Raw genomic sequence first — 16399 nt, forward strand, 5'->3', positions numbered from 1 at the left:
CCCCGACACGGCCTCCGCCCCGACGCGGCCCCGGCCCCGACGCGGCCCCCGGCCGTACGGTCCGTCGCGGCGGACCCGACGCCTCGACTGTCGCGGCCGTTACCGCCGGCTCGGCCCCACCAGCCCGTCGGCACCGCGGACATCACTTCACCACGACGTTGTCCCCGGACGACGTCGACGGCCCGGTGGTGGTGTTGCCGTAGTACACCCAGCGCCACGTACCCGTCTTGGAGGCCTTCACGGTCGTCCTGAGATCGCCCGAGCCGTTCGCGTACACCTTCTTCACCGTGGTGTAGGAGGTGGTGCCGGCAGGCTTGAACTGCAGGCTCACCAGGCGGCCTCCGTAGGAGGCGTACTTCCTGGTCTCCCAGTTGGCCCGGGTGACCTTTCCGGTCACGGTGATGGTCTTGTTCTTGGACACCGGTTCGGGCGAGGCGTTGACGGTCAGGCGGGAGTTGCGCTTGACGTGGACCGTCAGACCCTCGTCGTCGGTGTCACCACCGCCGCCCTCGAAGTACACCTCGGCCCCGACCTTCCAGGCCCCGGCCTCGCTGTTGCGCATGTCCCACACGCTCGGGTCGAAGTACATCGTCTCGTTGAAGTCGCAGACGCCCGGGCTCACCTTGATGCAGTCGCTCGTCTCGATGGCGTGCCACAGCCGGTCACCCGCACCACCGCGGTACAGGAACACCGCCGACCACTTCCACTGGTGAGTGGTCGCCATCCGGAAGGAGGCGGGCACCGCGACCTCCTCCGACACCCCGATCACGATCGGCTTGCCGCCGTTCACCTGGACACGGGTGAACGAGACCCCGCCCTCGGCCGCCCCGGCCGGCACCGCGGCCACGGCCGTGAACACCGCCGCCGCACCACCGGCCACGACGACTCTCCAGACCTGCTTCCCCACCTGATCCCCCATCTCCTTGTCTCCCTACGGAAAGGCACCGAAGGCTCATCCCTCCAGCGCCTTACAGACAGCCGGCATCTGCACGGGGTTGTACGCCCGCGCATCACCATGGGGCATCAGACGATCAAGGTGATCGGCTCACTGCACCGCCGGCACCGGGCCGAGGAGTTCAGGAAGTTCCTGATCAAGCTGGACCGGGAGGTCCCGCAGGGCCCGGGCGTGCATCCGGTGCTGGACGACTACGCCGCCCACAAGACCCCGGCCATCAGGACTTGGCTGCCGGTCCGTCCCCGCTTCCACCTGCACTTCACCCCACCGGATCGTCCTGGCTCGACCTGGTCGAGCGCCGGTTCGCCGAGCCGACCGACAAGCGGGTACGGCGCGGCGAGCATCGGTGCGCCGGTCCCGGGGCCCTCGGGCTCGGGCGGCGGGAGGGCTCCTGTCGCGGGCGGGGGGAGCGGCGGGGTCAGTGGCTGTCGAGGCCGTCGACCAGGCGGTCGAGGAACCGGGTGAAGGTCGCTTCGGGGGTGAGGGGCCGCCCGGGTGAGGCGAGGGCCTCGGCGAGTTCGGGATGGCGGCCGTCCGCGGCGACGGCGGCGAGGTAGCGGGCCTCGGCCTCGGCCCGGGCGGAGGACCGCGAGGCCGGGGCCCGCGCGATCTCGTGCGCGACGTGCCCGGTCACGAACGCGGTGAGCTGGGCGAAGATCTCCAGCTTCGTCCCGCCGTCCAGTCCGGTGGGCCGCAGGACGGCGAGCGCGTGCTCCAGGAAGGCCAGGGCGCGGGGGCCGGGGGTGCGGTGGGTGGCCAGGGCCGCCGGCAACCAGGGGTGGCGCAGCATGTGGGCGCGCTGGAGGTGGGCGACGGCCTTCAGGTCGGCGCGCCAGTCGCCGGTGGGCGGGCCCGGGGGCGACAGTTCGCCGCTGACGTGGTCGACCATCAGCTCCAGCAGCGTCTCCTTGTCGGGGGCGTAGCTGTAGAGCGACATGACTCCGGCCCCGACCCGTGCCGCGACCCGCCGCATGGTGACCGCCTCCAGCCCCTCCGCGTCCGCCAGGGCGACGGCCGCCGCGGTGATCGCCTCCCGGCTGTAGGCGGGCCGGCGGCCCCTGCGGGGCCGGGGGTCGCCCAGCCAGAGCCGGTGCGGGTTGACGCCCGCGGTGCCGGGGCCTTCGTCGCCGGTCACGGTCTTCGCACTCCTCTCGCCGCGCCCGCGGTGGCGCTCGACGGCGTCATCCAACCATCCTCCATTCCCGTACGCTGTACTGGAATGAGGAGGGGGACCCACGATGACTTCACGCACGCACGACCCCGCACCGGCCCCCGCCTGGACGCCGCCGTCCGGGCGACCGCCCCTGGTCGCACGGCTGACGAGGGCGACCTGGCGCGGCCTCCCGGACAAGCGGTACGAGGCCGGGTGGGAGCCGGGGCTGGTGGTTCCGGCCGCCGACGGCAGTCCGCTGATCACCGACCACTACTTCCCGCGCGGGCGGGGCGACTTCCCCACCCTGCTGGTGCGCTCGCCCTACGGCCGGGGCCTGCCGTGGTCCCCCCAGTACGGCGTGCTCTTCGCCGAACAGGGCTTCCACGTGGTCCTGCAGAGCTGCCGCGGCACGGGCGGTTCGGGCGGCACGTTCGACCTGTGGCGCAACGAGACCGCCGACGGCCCGGCCACGGTGTCCTGGCTCCGGCGGCAGCCCTGGTTCGACGGAAACCTGGGGACGGTCGGCCCCAGCTACCTGGGCTACGCGCAGTGGGCCCTGGCCCTGGACCCGCCGCCCGAGTTGAAGGCGATGGTGGTGCAGGTGGGGCTGCACGACCCCTGGGCCCTGTTCCACGCACCGGGCACCCTCCGGCTGGAGAACGTCCTCGCCGTGGGCGCGGGCATGACGTACCAGCACCAAGGGGCGATGCCGCTCCTGAAGGCCACGCTGCGCCTGCGGCGCCGCCTGCGCGAAGCCACCACCGCGCGGCCGCTGCGCGGCGCGTACGCGCCCGCCCTCGGGGGCGAGGTGCCCTGGCTGGACGAGGCGACGGCCCACCCGGACCCCGAGGACGCGTACTGGCACGGCGCGTCGCTCGCGCGGGCGGCGGAGCGGGCGGCCGTCCCGACCGGACTGATCACCGGATGGCACGACGTCCTGGCCGACCAGACCTTCGAGCAGTACGAGCGGCTCCGCCGGGCCGGATGCGACACCGCCCTGCTCGTCGGCCCCTGGACCCACACCTCCGCACTGCGGCAGGGGTGGCCCGAGGTGTTCGCCGAGAGCCTCGCCTGGCTGCGCGCCCACCTGTGCGCCGACCCCTCCGGCCGGCGCCCCACCCGGGTGCGCGTGCACATCGGCGGCGAGGACGCCTGGCGGGACCTCGACGACTGGCCGCCGGCCACGGCCGGCACCCCGTGGTTCCCCACCCCGGACGGGCACCTCACCCGGCAGGCCCCCACGGACTCCGACCCCCTGACGTCGTTCCGCTACGACCCGGCCGACCCCACGCCGTCCCTCGGCGGCCCCCTGCTCTCCGGCACCGCCGGTCCGCGCGACAACGGCACCCTGGAGGCCCGGGACGACGTCCTGACGTTCACCGGACCCCCGCTGACCGAACCCGTGGACGTCCTCGGCCCGGTCTCGGCGCGGCTGACCGTCTCCGCGGACACCGGCCACGCCGACCTCTTCACCCGTCTGTGCGATGTCGACGCGACCGGACGATCCGTCAACGTCTGCGACGGGCTGGGCCGTCTCGGCACGGGCGAGCGGACGCCCTCGCACCTCACCGTGCCGATGAGCTCCACGGCCCACCGCTTCGCCGCCGGACACCGCATCCGCTGGCAGATCAGCGGGGGCGCCCACCCGCGCTACGCCCGCAGCCCCGGCACGGGGGAGCCGTCGGCCGACGCCACCGCCTTCACCCCGGTGCGCATCACGCTCCACACGGACTCGGCGCTGGTGCTGCCCCACGCTCCCGGCCCCGCCTGAACCGGCGGCCCCGTTCAGCCCTCCTTCCCCGTCGCGGCGAAGAGCCGGGCGGGGCCGGGGCCGAGGGGGACGCGGAGGGCGAGGACGGCCATGTCGTCGTGGCCGTCGCCGGGGTGGTGGTCGGCCAGTGCCTGCGCGAATTCCTGCAGGGGCCGTGCGACATGGGCGGCGGCGAGACCGGCGAGCGCGGTCAGGCCCTCGTCGAGGGAGCGGGCGGGGTGCTCGACGAGCCCGTCGGTGAAGAAGACCAGGGTGGATCCCGCGGGCAGGGGGCGGCGGTGGTCGGGCCGTCGCTCGCCGGTGTTCACCCCGAGCGGCAGGCCCGGTTCGGCCTCCAGGTACCTCGTCTCCGGGCCGGGGCCGACCAGCAGGGGCGGGAAGTGCCCGGCGGTGCTCCAGTGCAGCGCCCACCCGGACTCCCCGGGTTCGATGCGCGCCAGGCAGGCCGTGGTGACCGGGATGCCCGCGGTGACGTGCAGGGTGCGGTCCAGCTGGGTGAGGACCTCGCTGGGCGGGGTGCCGCGGTCGTAGAGCAGCGCGCGGAGCATGCTGTGGGTCCGGGCCATGGCGGCGGCCGCGTGCAGGTCGTGGCCGCCGACGTCGCCGATCACGACGCCGACCGCGTCGTCGGGCAGCACGAGGGCGTCGTACCAGTCCCCGCCGAGCCGGTTGGGCTCGGCGGCGGGCCGGTAGACGGCGGCGGCGGTGAAGGGGCGCAGGTCGGGCAGCGTGGGCAGCAGCAGCCGCTGGAAGGTCTCGGCACTGTCGCGGACCCGACCGAACAGGCGGGCGTTCTCGATCGCGATGCCGGCGGCGCCGGCGAGGGCGACGAGGATGTCCTCGTCGTCCCGGTCGAAGGGCTGCCCGTCGCGGCGTTCGGACAGGTAGAGGTCCCCGTAGATCTTGCCGCGGACGCTGATGGCGACCCCCAGCAGGGTGCGCATGTGCGGATGGCCGGGCGGGAACCCGACCGAGGCGGGATGGGAGGGGATGTCGTCGACGCGCAGCGGCTCGGGGTCGCGGATCAGGAGTCCGAGCACGCCGCGGCCGTGGGGGAACGCCACCCCGGCCAGGTCGGCGCGTTCGTCCTCGCTCAGCCCCGCCGTGATGAGGTCCTCGAGGTGCTCACCGGACTCGTGCAGCACGCCCAGGGCTCCGTAGCGGGCGCCGACCAGTTCCGTGGCGGTGCTGACGACGCGCCGCAGCACCGCCGGCAGATCCAGTTCCCTGCTGATGGCCAGCACCGCGCCCAGCAGACCCTGCAGCCGGTCCCTGGCATCGGTCAGAGCCTGCAACCGCGCGCCGATCCGGTCCAGCTCGGTGTTCAGACGCAGCCCGGGGTCGGGAGGCCACGGCTGCTCGGGCCGGCCCTCGCCGCTCACCGCGCACACCCCTGACGCCGGGGTGCGGCGGAGGCCGTGTCCCGTGCGCCGCACCGGGCGCCGGGGACCACGGCGGCGGCCGTCGCCCGCGCCGGGACCGCCGGACCCACCCGGCGGTCACGACGGATCCGCTCATCCAGCCACTCACACGGTCGGTACACCCGGCCTCCCGACACGACCGTGATCGAACAGGATCACAGCGTGACACGGCGAACAGTTCCCTCCGGTCATTACTTCGAATTATCACCCGGAAAGGGGCATATCCGGCTTGAACAGAAGCGAGCGGCTCTTTCCGGCCCGGTGGGGCGTGGCCGCGGGGGCCACCGGTGTGGGCGAGGGCGGCGGGGGCCCGGCAGCCGACGGTCGCCGGGGCCTCCCGGGGACGACCAGGATCACCATGACGCCGGCGGGCACGCGGGTGCTGAGATACCGCACGGTGGCGCCGGTCCGCCTCGGACCGTCGCGGCCGGCTGTCCCGGCTCGAGTGAGAACGGCGGCCGGTGCCGGCCGGGCGGGGCCCGGGGCGCATCGACGCCCCCGAGCCCCCGACCAAACCCAAGCGTCCTCACTGTGCCCCGGCGGCCTGACGGCCCTTTCCGGCACATGACGAGGGCCGGGGCCCGAAAGCCCCGCTCGAACGCCGCGAAAACCCGGCTCAGGGCCACACCAGCCGCCCGCGCCGCGATGGCCCAGGCGGTCCGGGCGGACAACACCAGCCAGGCGGAACAGATCCTCGTCGAGACCGGGAGCGGGCGCGGTTCGTCGGACTGACGGGCCGTCGCTGGGCGGGTCCGGCGGAACGGTGCCGGACGGCAGGGGGGAGGTCAGCCGCGCCACTCCACCATGAGCAGCGTCGCGTCATCGCTGGTCTGTCCGCCCCGCGCCCGCTTGAGCGTGTGGGACAGGGAACGCGTCACCGCCCGGATGCCGCGGCCGGTCCTCTCCAGATGGTTCACACAGTCGATCAGCTTGTCCTCCCCGAACTCCTCCCCACCGCTCTTGTGCTCCTCGACCAGTCCGTCGGTGAAGCAGAGGACGCGGTCCCCGCGCACCAGCCCCAGCTCGCTGATCCGAGGCACCGAACCCCCCAGGCCGACGGGGAGGGTCGTCGGGGCGACCAGGCGCTGCGCGACGCGGTGGTCGCGGACGAGGATCGGTGACGGGTGCCCGGCGTTGACCCACTGCAACCGCCCCGTCGTCGTGTCCAGCTGCATCATCTGCGCGGTGACGAAGTGCTCGGGACCGAACTGCTCGGCCACGGCGCGGTCCATGAAGTCGTAGATCTCCGACAGCCCGATGCCGAGGCGGCGGGCGTGACGGTAGGCGCCGATGGCCACGGTGGCCATCGTGGCCGCGTCCAGTCCGTGGCCCATCGCGTCGATCATGACCACATGGAGGACGTCGCCGTTGAGCGCGTAGTCGAAGCTGTCGCCGGCCACGTCGTAGGCGGGTTCCAGGACACCGGCCACGGCCACCCGCGGCATGATCATCGCCAAGGGCGGCAGCAGGGACCACTGGATCTCCGCGGCGACGCTCATCGACTCACCACGCCGGACGCCGAAGAACAGGTCGGAGTAGCCGTGCTTGGTCACCAGCAGGTCGGCCACCAGGCCGGAGATCCTGTGCAGCAGGCGACGGTCGTCGTCGTCGACGCTGTCCAGCGTCACCGCCATGACCCCCACCTGGTCACCGCCGTCCAGCAGGGGCAGATGGACCCGGACGCCGTTCTCCTGGGGCAGCTCGACGGGGACGGCGTCGAGAAAGCAGCGGCCCGCCTCGGAATCGTCGATCACCTCTGGTTCCCCGCCCGTGAGGCCCTCACCGGGCAGGGGCACGAGCAGCAGCTGCCCGTAGTCCTGCAGCAGCACCTGCGGCCGGCGGCCCCCCAACCGCTCCACCACATCGGCGACCAACGGCCCGATCAAATGGGGCGGCAGCTCGTGCGCGCGATCGAGAACCGCGCCCAGCAGCGCCTCCCCGAGGCTTTCGGAACGGTCCGCGCGCCGCCCGTGCGTCACCGCCTCACCCGCCGTACTCCGCACGTAGCGGTGGCGGTGGGAGGGGACGACGAAGAGACAGCTCGTGCCATGGGCTCCAACCGGGAACGTCGACGACCGGAGCGACCGGCCGGTCACCTGGGCCCGACGGACGTCAGGCCCTCACCTGGGTCCGGGACCTCCCTCCGACTCCCCTGCGGCCTCTGCGCCGAGCTCGTTCTCGGCGAGTGCCAGGATGCGTGGAGCCGACAACGGGTTCTCGGGGTCGGCGGCGGCGGTCAGCAGCCGGGCGGCCGCTCCGGCCGGCTCGTCGGGTGGGATCACCAGCAACTCCCAGCGACCCACCGTGCCGCAGTCCACGGTAATGGCGTGCGCCTCGGCGGCGAGGTCGGTCCGGACCACCTCGATCACGTGGTCGGGCGCCATCACCGTCCGCGGGACATCGGGCCAGGACGCGGTGTCCACGGTGACCCGGGTGACCGTGCCGACGGCCGGATCCAATGAGCCGACGAGTGCGGGCAACTCCAGTTCCAGCGCGTTGCAGCGAGGCCACCAGGCTCCGTCCAACGGGCCGTGGCTGACGCCCGGCGTGAGGCGCAACCGGGGCAGGGGCATCCGATAGGTGTCGGCGTCACCGGATGACGCGGCTTCGTCGGGCCTTGTGATGGCATCCGTCATGCGATCCCCTCCCGGACGGCCTGCGGCTGTCCGCGTCTGTCACTCGCCGGGGCGGTACCGCCGGGGGACGGGGGCCCGAAATGCTCCCGGTACGTGCCAGGCTACTCCCGGCCCTGACGGACGGCGCGGCGCGCAGTCGCCGCGCGGACACAGGTTCGTACGGCGGACGACAGGCTGCGACGTGACCGCCTCGAAGCGGCAGGGCCGCCGGCTCGTCGCCCCCCACTGCTTGATCACCGGGCTGTCGGGGACGGCGCTCCCGTGCTCAGGACGAACAGACAGGGGGCGACACGTCCGGGCAATCCGATGACCTCGCCCATGTTCTCCCAGCCCCAGCACGAAAACGCGGCCTGTCCCGCCCGGTCGGCCGGATGGAGGAGGGTGACTCCGAGGGAGGAGTGCCGGTCGGTAAGCAGATGCTGCTGCAGGCGGCGGGCGATGTCGCGGTGTTGAGGGTGCGGATGGGCCACGACCTGGGTGAGGACGACGAACCGCGCGCGGGAGGTCAGCCGTTGGACGGTTTCCTGGAGCGTTCCGGCGATCCCCTGGCGGCCGGAGCCGTCAGGGCCCACGGGAAAGCCGAAGACACAGCCGACCAACACCGTCGTTTCGGCGACCAGCAGCGCGAAACCGGGACGCCGGGCACTGACCGCCAAGCGGCGCAGGAAGTCCGCACGGTCGTGGTACGCCTCACCGGAGGTACCTGCGACAGACTCCCCGGCGAGGTCCGCGATGTCTTCCCGCACCCCTTCGGCCTGCCACCGGGTCAGTCGGCGGACGCGGATCCCTTCCTTGGGGATCGGCTGATCCGATCGGTATCCCGGGCTCTCGCTCCTCATGAGGTTGCCGGACGCCGTGGGCGACACGGGACTCACGGGGGCCTCAGGGAGCAGCGACGTCGATCCGGTGACCGTGAGGAGCTGAGCGATCTGCGCGCACGGGTGGTGCAACCGCAGTGAGGCGTGTACGAGGTCGGCACGCCGTGACGCCGACAGGAGGACGTCCAAGCCCTTCACGTCGCAGCATCCGACCGCCGCCAGATCGACGTCGATGAGGGTGACGCCGTCGCGCAGGCACTGCTCCAGTGCGGCCCGCAGCAGGGGCGTGGTTGCCGGTCCGATGTCACCGGCGAGCGTGACGAGGGTCTGTTCCCCCCGGTTCCGCCGGTGGACGTCCAGCCGGGAAAGGGCCGTCACGCCTCCGCTCGGCCGGGCCCGGGGCCCGGTACGAGGCGCTGCCACAGCCGTGGAGAGGTCGGGTGGTGTTGCTTCGACCGCGGTGGACATGATGCCGACCCGTCTCCGCACCGGCCACAGGGACGGCCCGGGGTTCGTTCCTCGCCGAGGACGACCCGGCGTGGTGGCCGGAGTACGTGATGCCCTCGGTATCTCAACAGTACGTCGCCCGCAACCGGCGGAGACCGTGACGAGTCCCAGGAGTACCGTGGGAGACGTCGAGGGTACTTCGTACACCGGTGACAGGGCCGGTCTCGTCCTCGGCGCGTGGCACGGTCCGAGTCGCGCGACACCACACGAGCCGCTTTCCACGGCCCGGGGCAGGTTCCGCCCCATGACCACCGAGTTCCCGCACCGACCCGCGGACGTTCCGAACGGTGCCCCCGCCGAGGGCAGGGGCGGGGTACGCATCGTTTCCACGGACGTCGAGGTGGCCCGGCACGTCGCGGATGCTCTCCGGCCGCTGTGCGCAGGGGGCGAGCAGCGCAGCTGTCCGGCCTTCCCGTCGGGGCGGGGGACGCGTCCTCACCTCACGCTCGACCCCGCCCCGGGCGCCGGCCCGCTCCTTCCCCGGCCGGAGGCCGGCAGACCACCGGCCGACCGGACACGTGCAGGCGGGACCGCGCCCCAGCGGCGGACGCCGGGCCGACCGACGCCTGCCGGACTCCCGACCGCGCCGAGCCCCCCGTCCCTACGGCTCCAGGAGCTCTCATGACTTCGCCCTTCCTCCATCCGTCCTCCGCCCGGCTGCGGCTGGGAGAGCACTCCGGCCCGCGTGGCTCGGCCCGGCACATCGACGGGGCCTGGTGGCCGAGGTCGTACGACCTGACCACCGAACTCCCCGGACTCCTCGCCGCGTTGCCGCACCGCTGGGGACACATCACCAGCGTCCTCGTGAACGGGGCCGTGTGGTCGCTGTCCGGGGACGGCATGCTCATCGAGGACCAGTGGGTGCACGCGCGCGGGACGGACTCGCCGCGAGCCGGACACACCGCCTGCCTCCTCGCTCCTGGACAGGGCCGCTGGGACCTGCTCGTCGTGCCACCCGCCGCGACGGAGGCGGAAGCCGAACGGCTCATGGAGACGGCCGCGGCTGACGACCCGTTTGTGGGGCGGACTGCCTGACCCCGGCGGCCCGGGCTGGGCCGGTGCGCCGACGGGCCGCCCGGCGGCCCCCGGCACATGACGAGGGCGGGGCCCGAAAGCCCCGCCCGAACGCCGCGAAAACCCCGGTCAGGGCCACACCAGGCAGTACGGCTGGTGCCCCGCCTCGTGCAGCCGGTGACTGAAGTCCTGCCACTCGTGCAGCAGTCGGTACACGTTGAAGGCGTCCCGCGGTCCGCCCCGGTCCGGGACCGTCGACCAGATGAACGCCGCCGCGCCCACCGCCTCCTCGCCTATGTCCCGCAAGGGGTCGACGACCGTCATGGGGAGTTTCACGACCGCGTAGTCGGGGTGCAGGACGACCAGCTCCAGGGGCGGGACCTTGTGCAGGGGGACGCCCTCGATGCCGGTGAGGACCATGGCGGCCATGGTCTCCGGCTTGATCTTGGTGAACATGCCGTTCATGCCGAGCTCGTCGCCGCCGAGTTCCTCGGGGCGCATCGAGATCGGGACGCGGGCCGCGGTGGCGCCGTCCGGAGCGCCGAAGTACTTGTACGTCACCCCCACCCGACCACCATTCCTGCTCCCCGCCCTCAGCGGGTCGACCCGTCCGTCGATCCGCCCGAGCTCGCTCGGTACACCGTGTGCCTGACGCGTTTCGTCCGTGCTCTCCGCGTTCTCTGCGTGCTCTGCGTGCTCCGCCTCGCGTCGGTGCCTTCCCCGCCGGGCACGTCGAGGACCCAGGCCGTCGGTCCCCTCGCCCAGTCCGCCACCGCGATGCATATCTCCACCCGACTGCTTTTCTAAGGCGCGCGGCCCCCGGCGCGCAACCCGATCATCGTGTCAGTGACCTCCCCCACGGCCGCCCGCCGAAACGTGCGGTGAGACATCTGTCCGCGGGGACCTCGCAGCCTTCGGCCGTCACGGGCCGTGTGAGCTGCGTGTATCGGACGCCAGTTTCGCAGATCACGGCGGATCGGGGGGCCGGAAGCCGCAGGGTGTGGCTTGATGTGCCGGGGAGGCCGCCCCGGGTCCCGGCCCCCGGCCGCCCCGTCCGCCCCTGGCCTACCCTGAACAGGTCACGCGCTCCCGGAGCCCGGGAAGCCCGAGAAGTCGGAGAAGGTCGGAGAAGTCGCAGGCCATGAGCGAACTGCCATACCCGTACGAAGCCCAAGCCTCGCAGGCGCTGTTCGATCGTGCCGCGGCCGTCACACCCGGTGGCGTGAACTCGCCGGTGCGTGCCTTCCGCGCCGTCGGCGGCACTCCCCGGTTCATGGTGTCCGGCAGCGGGCCGTACCTGACCGACGCCGACGGGCGGGAGTACGTCGACCTCGTGTGCTCCTGGGGACCGATGATCCTCGGGCACGCGCACCCCGAGGTGATCGCCGCCGTGCAGGAGGCCGTCGCCCGCGGTACGTCCTTCGGCACGCCCGGTGAGGGCGAGGTCGCGCTCGCCGAGGAGATGGTCGCCCGGATCGAGCCCCTGGAGCAGGTGCGGCTCGTCTCCAGCGGGACCGAGGCCACCATGTCGGCGATCCGGCTCGCCCGCGGCTTCACGCGGCGCTCCAAGGTGGTCAAGTTCGCCGGCTGCTACCACGGCCACGTCGACTCGCTGCTCGCCTCCGCCGGGTCGGGGGTGGCCACGTTCGCGCTGCCGGACACCCCGGGCGTCACCGGTGCCCAGGCCGGCGACACCATCGTGCTGCCGTACAACGACCTCGACGCCGTGCACGCCGCCTTCGCCGCGCACCCCGGCGAGATCGCCTGTGTGATCACCGAGGCGTCGCCGGGCAACATGGGCGTCGTACCGCCGCTGCCCGGGTTCAACCAGGGGCTGAAGGACGCCTGCGCCGCGAACGGCGCGCTGTACATCTCCGACGAGGTGATGACCGGGTTCCGGACCAGCCGCGCCGGGTGGTTCGGCGTGGACGGGGTCCGGCCGGACCTGATGACCTTCGGCAAGGTGATGGGCGGCGGCTTCCCGGCCGCGGCCTTCGGCGGGCGGGCCGACGTCATGGCGCACCTCGCCCCCGCCGGGCCCGTCTACCAGGCCGGCACCCTCTCCGGGAACCCGGTCGCCACCGCCGCGGGCCTCGCCCAGCTGCGCCTGCTCGACGACGCCGCCTACGAGAAGGTGGACGCCGTCTCCGCGCAGATCCAGTCCCTGGTCACCGAGGCGCTGACCAAGGAGGGCGTGGCGCACACGCTGCAGAACGCCTCCAACATGTTCTCCGTGTTCTTCACCGACCGCCCGGTGCGGAACTACGAGGACGCCAAGGCGCAGGAGTCGTTCCGCTTCACCGCCTTCTTCCACTCCCTCCTCGGGCAGGGCGTCTACCTGCCGCCGTCCTCCTTCGAGTCCTGGTTCGTGTCCACCGCGCACGACGAGCGGGCCGTGCAGCGGATCGCCGACGCCCTGCCGGCGGCGGCCCGGGCGGCGGCGGAGGCGACGGCGTGAGCATCCCGAAGAAGGACGACGACGTCACCGTCGTCCACCTCATGCGGCACGGCGAGGTCGAGAACCCCGAGGGCGTCCTCTACGGCCGCCTGCCCGGCTACCACCTCTCCGCGCTGGGCCGGCGCATGGCCGACCGGGTCGGGGAGCACCTCGCCCCCCGCGACATCACCCACGTCGTCGCCTCCCCGCTGGAGCGGGCGCAGGAGACGGCCGAGCCCATCGCCAAGGCGCACGGCCTGGACATCGCCACCGACGAGCGGCTGATCGAGGCCGAGAACGTCTTCCAGGGCAAGACCTTCGGCATCGGTGACGGCGCGCTGCGCCGCCCGGCCAACTGGAAGCACGTCGTCAACCCGTTCAAGCCGTCCTGGGGCGAGCCGTACCTCGACCAGGTTGTCCGCATGATGGGCGCGCTGAACGCGGCCAAGGACGCGGCGCGCGGCCACGAGGCGGTGCTCGTCAGCCACCAGCTGCCGATCTGGATCGTGCGGTCCTACGTCGAGAAGCGGCGGCTGTGGCACGACCCGCGCCGGCGGCAGTGCACGCTCGCCTCGCTGACCACCTTCACCTACCAGGGCGACCGGATCGTCTCCGTCGGCTACAGCGAGCCGGCCCGCGATCTCGTCCCCGCCCATCTGCTCGCCGGCGCCAAGCCGGTGAAGGGGAAGGGGAAGGCCTACGGGGCCTGAGCCCCGGCGGGGACGGGCGCGCCGCGCCGCCCGGGCACCGTCGCCGCGTTCGTTGCGAAACCTCCGCATCTGACGGGAACCCCCGCCTCCGTCACGTCCTCTGACTGAGTGACCACCTTCAGGACGTGACGATCGGGGAGGCCATGCGCACTCTCACCCGCAGGGGAATGCTCGGGCTCGGCGCGGGCGCCGCGGCCGCCGTCCCGCTGGCCGGCTGCGGCGGCCACACAGGGTCGGACGGCGCCGCCCCCGCCGGCGGTTCCCGTTCCGGCGGGGGCGGCGACCGGTCCGGGACGCCGGAGCCGAAGCCGACGCAGACGGTCCGCCCGATCGGCGACGGCTCCACCGCCTACACCGGCAGGCAGCCCCACCAGCCCGCCCGGCCCGTGCCGCTGGAGCCGGGTCAGGCCCCGCCGCAGTTCGTCGTCTTCTCCTGGGACGGGGCCGGCGAGGTCGGCAACGGGCTCTTCCCGCGCTTCCTGGACCTCGCCGAGGAGCACGGCGCGCACATGACCTTCTTCCTCTCGGGCCTGTATCTGCTCCCCGAGTCGAAGAAGCGGCTCTACGACCCGCCGAACAACCCGCGCGGCGCCTCCGACATCGGCTACCTCACCGACGAGCACATCAGGGACACCCTGCGGAACCTGCGCCGGGCCTGGCTCGAGGGGCACGAGATCGGCACCCACTTCAACGGCCACTTCTGCGCCGGCTCCGGCAGCGTCGGCACCTGGACGCCACGGCAGTGGCGCAGCGAGATCGAGCAGGCCAAGTCGTTCGTGAAGGAGTGGCGGACCAACTCCGGCTGGACCGACCTGGAGCCGCTGCCCTTCGACTACGACAAGGAACTCGTCGGCGGCCGTACGCCCTGTCTGCTCGGCCAGGACAACCTGCTGCCCACCGCCCGCGCGCTCGGCTGGCGCTACGACGCCTCCTCGCCGGGCGGGCGCCAGGTCTGGCCGGGGAAGAAGAAGGGCGTATGGGACCTTCCGCTCCAGCAGATACCTTTTCCCGGACGTTCCTTCGAGGTCCTGTCGATGGACTACAACATGCTCGCCAACCAGTCGCTCCACTCGACCAACGCGCCCGCCCGCCACCACCCGCGCTGGCGGGAGCAGGCGACCCAGGCCTACATATCGGGCTTCAAGCGGGCATATGAGACGAACCGGGCACCCTTCTTCATAGGCAACCACTTCGAGCAGTGGAACGGCGGCATCTACATGGACGCCGTGGAGGAGGCGCTCCGGCACATCGCGCGCGAGAAGGAGAAGGGCGGCGATGTGCGCCTGGTCTCCTTCCGGCAGTTCGTCGACTGGCTGGACGTGCAGAAGCCGGAGGTGCTCGACCGGCTCCGCACCCTGGACGTCGGCCGGAAGCCGGCCGGCGGCTGGAAGGGCTTCCTGCGGGAGACGGGCGGCTCCGGTGCGGGCGACTCCGGCACGGGCGGCTCCGGTACGGGGGCGGGTGGCGCCGACGCCGGAACGGGTGACCGGAACGCCGCCTGATACGCGGGTTCCTCCCCCGCACGGGGGGTGCGCAAGATCCCCAGAACGGGCATGCGAAACTTTTCACATGAGTGCCGCCAGCCGTGCCCCCCAGCGCGCGAACCGCGCCACCCGCGCCCGCCGCCGCGCCGTCCTGACCGTCGGTGCCGCCGCGGCCGCGCTGCTCGTCTCCGCCTGCAGCTCCGGCGGGACGTCCGGTGGGGGCGGCAACACCAACTTCGTCACCGGCACCGACGGCATCGCCACGGTCGCCAAGGGCGAGCGCGCCGCCGCGCCCGACCTGTCCGGCAAGACCCTCGAGGGCGAGCAGCTCGACGTCGCCGACTACCGGGGCAAGGTCGTCGTCCTCAACGTCTGGGGCTCCTGGTGCAACCCGTGCCGCGCGGAGGCCAAGCACTTCGCCAAGGTGTCCGAGGACTACGCCGACCGGGGCGTGCAGTTCGTCGGCATCAACACCCGGGACACCAACACCCGCTCCGCCCTCGCGTTCGAGGAGGAGTTCGGCATCGCCTACCCGAGCCTGTACGACCCGGCGGGCAAGCTGATGCTCCGCTTCGAGAAGGGCACGCTCAACCCGCAGGCGATCCCGTCCACCCTGATCCTGGACCGGGACGGGAAGGTCGCGGCCCGCTCACTGTCCGCGCTCAGCGAGGAACGGCTGCTGAAGATGCTCGAGCCGGTCGTCGCGGAGAAGTGACGTGACGGTCCTGCACACGCTCGCCGCCGACGCCGGCTACAACGGCACGGTGCTCAACGGCGCCCTGCTGGTGGCCCTGCCCATCGCCCTGCTCGCCGGGCTCGTCTCCTTCTTCTCGCCCTGCGTGCTGCCCCTGGTCCCCGGCTACCTCTCCTACGTCACCGGCGTCTCCGGCACCGACCTGGCCGATGCCCGGCGCGGCCGGATGATCGCCGGCGCCTCCCTGTTCGTCCTGGGCTTCACCGCCGTGTTCGTCTCCGGCGGCGCCTTCTTCGGCTACTTCGGCGAGACGCTGCAGGAGCAGTCCGGCATCCTGACCAAGGTGCTCGGCGGCTTCATGATCCTCATGGGCGTCTTCTTCATGGGGCTGATGCCCTGGCTCACCCAGCGCGAGTTCCGCTTCCACAAGCGGCCGGCGGCCGGACTGGCCGGCGCCCCCGTCCTCGGCGCCCTGTTCGGCATCGGCTGGACCCCCTGCATCGGCCCCACCCTCGCCTCCGTCCTGACCCTCTCCGCCCAGCAGGAGAGCGCCGGACGCGGCGCCGTCCTGACCGTCGCGTACTGTCTGGGACTGGGCGTGCCCTTCGTGCTCGCCGCCGTCGCCTTCCGCAAGGCGCTCGGTGCCTTCGGCTGGGTCAAGCGGCACTACGCCTGGGTGATGCGCATCGGCGGCACGATGATGATCGTGACCGGTGTGCTGCTGCTGACCGGCGCGTGGGACAGCCTCGTGACGCAGATGCAGACCTGGTCCAACGGCTTCACTGTGGGGATCTGACGC

Annotated in this window: 14 protein-coding genes and 1 pseudogene; 8 read left to right on the top strand and 7 right to left on the bottom strand. The window is 72.7% G+C overall.

The window, feature by feature from the left end; translation table 11 throughout:
• Positions 1–142: 142 nt before the first annotated feature.
• Complete coding sequence (locus B7L92_RS03075) at positions 143–907, bottom strand: hypothetical protein (RefSeq protein WP_174703922.1); 765 nt, start codon at positions 905–907, stop codon at positions 143–145.
• A gap of 120 nt (positions 908–1027) precedes the next feature.
• Between B7L92_RS03075 and B7L92_RS41880 the strand changes: the two are divergent.
• Positions 1028–1299 (top strand): annotated as a pseudogene (locus B7L92_RS41880) (transposase); the annotation flags it as partial.
• 74 nt (positions 1300–1373) lie between these two features.
• On the opposite strand, the gene B7L92_RS03090 reads toward B7L92_RS41880, so the two are convergent.
• Positions 1374–2090: a TetR/AcrR family transcriptional regulator C-terminal domain-containing protein gene (locus tag B7L92_RS03090; RefSeq protein WP_081235985.1), complete on the bottom strand. Its 717-nt coding sequence runs from the start codon at positions 2088–2090 to the stop codon at positions 1374–1376.
• A 103-nt stretch (positions 2091–2193) separates the two neighbouring features.
• On the opposite strand from B7L92_RS03090, the gene B7L92_RS03095 reads away from it, so the two are divergent.
• Positions 2194–3879 (top strand): CocE/NonD family hydrolase, encoded by a 1686-nt coding sequence (locus tag B7L92_RS03095; protein WP_081235959.1) that lies wholly within the window; start codon positions 2194–2196, stop codon positions 3877–3879.
• Between the two features lie 14 nt (positions 3880–3893).
• On the opposite strand, the gene B7L92_RS03100 is transcribed toward B7L92_RS03095, so the two are convergent.
• The 4 genes from B7L92_RS03100 to B7L92_RS03115 all read right to left on the bottom strand — a co-directional run bounded on the left by B7L92_RS03100 (position 3894) and on the right by B7L92_RS03115 (position 9132).
• On the bottom strand, positions 3894–5261 hold the full coding sequence (locus B7L92_RS03100; RefSeq protein WP_081235960.1) for a PP2C family protein-serine/threonine phosphatase: 1368 nt from the start codon (positions 5259–5261) through the stop codon (positions 3894–3896).
• Between the two features lie 824 nt (positions 5262–6085).
• Entirely contained in the window at positions 6086–7279 is a 1194-nt protein-coding gene (locus B7L92_RS03105) for a PP2C family protein-serine/threonine phosphatase (RefSeq protein WP_081235961.1), read from the bottom strand.
• A 141-nt stretch (positions 7280–7420) separates the two neighbouring features.
• Positions 7421–7936 (bottom strand): DUF5994 family protein, encoded by a 516-nt coding sequence (locus tag B7L92_RS03110; RefSeq protein WP_255310732.1) that lies wholly within the window; start codon positions 7934–7936, stop codon positions 7421–7423.
• Positions 7937–8169: 233 nt separating this feature from the next.
• Positions 8170–9132: an STAS domain-containing protein gene (locus B7L92_RS03115; protein ID WP_081235963.1), complete on the bottom strand. Its 963-nt coding sequence runs from the start codon at positions 9130–9132 to the stop codon at positions 8170–8172.
• A gap of 750 nt (positions 9133–9882) precedes the next feature.
• Here B7L92_RS03115 and B7L92_RS03125 point away from each other — a divergent pair.
• Positions 9883–10296: a DUF5994 family protein gene (locus tag B7L92_RS03125; protein WP_081235964.1), complete on the top strand. Its 414-nt coding sequence runs from the start codon at positions 9883–9885 to the stop codon at positions 10294–10296.
• Between the two features lie 108 nt (positions 10297–10404).
• Here the strand turns inward: B7L92_RS03125 and B7L92_RS03130 are convergent, their stop codons facing one another.
• Positions 10405–11058 (bottom strand): hypothetical protein, encoded by a 654-nt coding sequence (locus B7L92_RS03130; protein WP_174703920.1) that lies wholly within the window; start codon positions 11056–11058, stop codon positions 10405–10407.
• A gap of 358 nt (positions 11059–11416) precedes the next feature.
• Between B7L92_RS03130 and hemL the strand changes: the two genes are divergently transcribed.
• The 5 genes from hemL (at position 11417) to B7L92_RS03160 (ending at position 16396) form a co-directional block, all read left to right on the top strand.
• Positions 11417–12733 carry a glutamate-1-semialdehyde 2,1-aminomutase gene (hemL, locus tag B7L92_RS03140; RefSeq protein WP_081235966.1) on the top strand — a complete coding sequence of 439 codons (1317 nt, stop codon included), beginning with the start codon at positions 11417–11419 and terminating at the stop codon, positions 12731–12733.
• Positions 12730–13422 (top strand): histidine phosphatase family protein, encoded by a 693-nt coding sequence (locus B7L92_RS03145; protein ID WP_081235967.1) that lies wholly within the window; start codon positions 12730–12732, stop codon positions 13420–13422. The genes hemL and B7L92_RS03145 overlap by 4 nt, the downstream gene beginning before the upstream one ends.
• A gap of 167 nt (positions 13423–13589) precedes the next feature.
• Complete coding sequence (locus B7L92_RS03150) at positions 13590–14924, top strand: polysaccharide deacetylase family protein (protein WP_081235968.1); 1335 nt, start codon at positions 13590–13592, stop codon at positions 14922–14924.
• Between the two features lie 67 nt (positions 14925–14991).
• A complete protein-coding gene (locus B7L92_RS03155; protein ID WP_081235969.1) occupies positions 14992–15621 on the top strand; it encodes a TlpA family protein disulfide reductase in 630 nt (209 codons plus the stop codon).
• Between the two features lies 1 nt (position 15622).
• Positions 15623–16396 (top strand): cytochrome c biogenesis CcdA family protein, encoded by a 774-nt coding sequence (locus B7L92_RS03160; RefSeq protein ID WP_081235970.1) that lies wholly within the window; start codon positions 15623–15625, stop codon positions 16394–16396.
• Positions 16397–16399 lie beyond the last annotated feature (3 nt).

This window comes from Streptomyces viridosporus (assembly GCF_002078235.1).
Taxonomy (GTDB): domain Bacteria; phylum Actinomycetota; class Actinomycetes; order Streptomycetales; family Streptomycetaceae; genus Streptomyces; species Streptomyces viridosporus.

What these genes read in the sequence shown, in the direction of transcription:
- B7L92_RS03095 (WP_081235959.1), top strand. Translation starts at nt 2,194, where the DNA reads ATGACTTCACGCACGCACGACCCCGCACCGGCCCCCGCCTGGACGCCG.
- B7L92_RS03125 (WP_081235964.1), top strand. Translation starts at nt 9,883, where the DNA reads ATGACTTCGCCCTTCCTCCATCCGTCCTCCGCCCGGCTGCGGCTGGGA.
- B7L92_RS03110 (WP_255310732.1), bottom strand. Translation starts at nt 7,936, where the DNA reads ATGACGGATGCCATCACAAGGCCCGACGAAGCCGCGTCATCCGGTGAC.
- B7L92_RS03150 (WP_081235968.1), top strand. Translation starts at nt 13,590, where the DNA reads ATGCTCGGGCTCGGCGCGGGCGCCGCGGCCGCCGTCCCGCTGGCCGGC.
- B7L92_RS03130 (WP_174703920.1), bottom strand. Translation starts at nt 11,058, where the DNA reads ATGCATCGCGGTGGCGGACTGGGCGAGGGGACCGACGGCCTGGGTCCT.
- B7L92_RS03155 (WP_081235969.1), top strand. Translation starts at nt 14,992, where the DNA reads ATGAGTGCCGCCAGCCGTGCCCCCCAGCGCGCGAACCGCGCCACCCGC.
- hemL (WP_081235966.1), top strand. Translation starts at nt 11,417, where the DNA reads ATGAGCGAACTGCCATACCCGTACGAAGCCCAAGCCTCGCAGGCGCTG.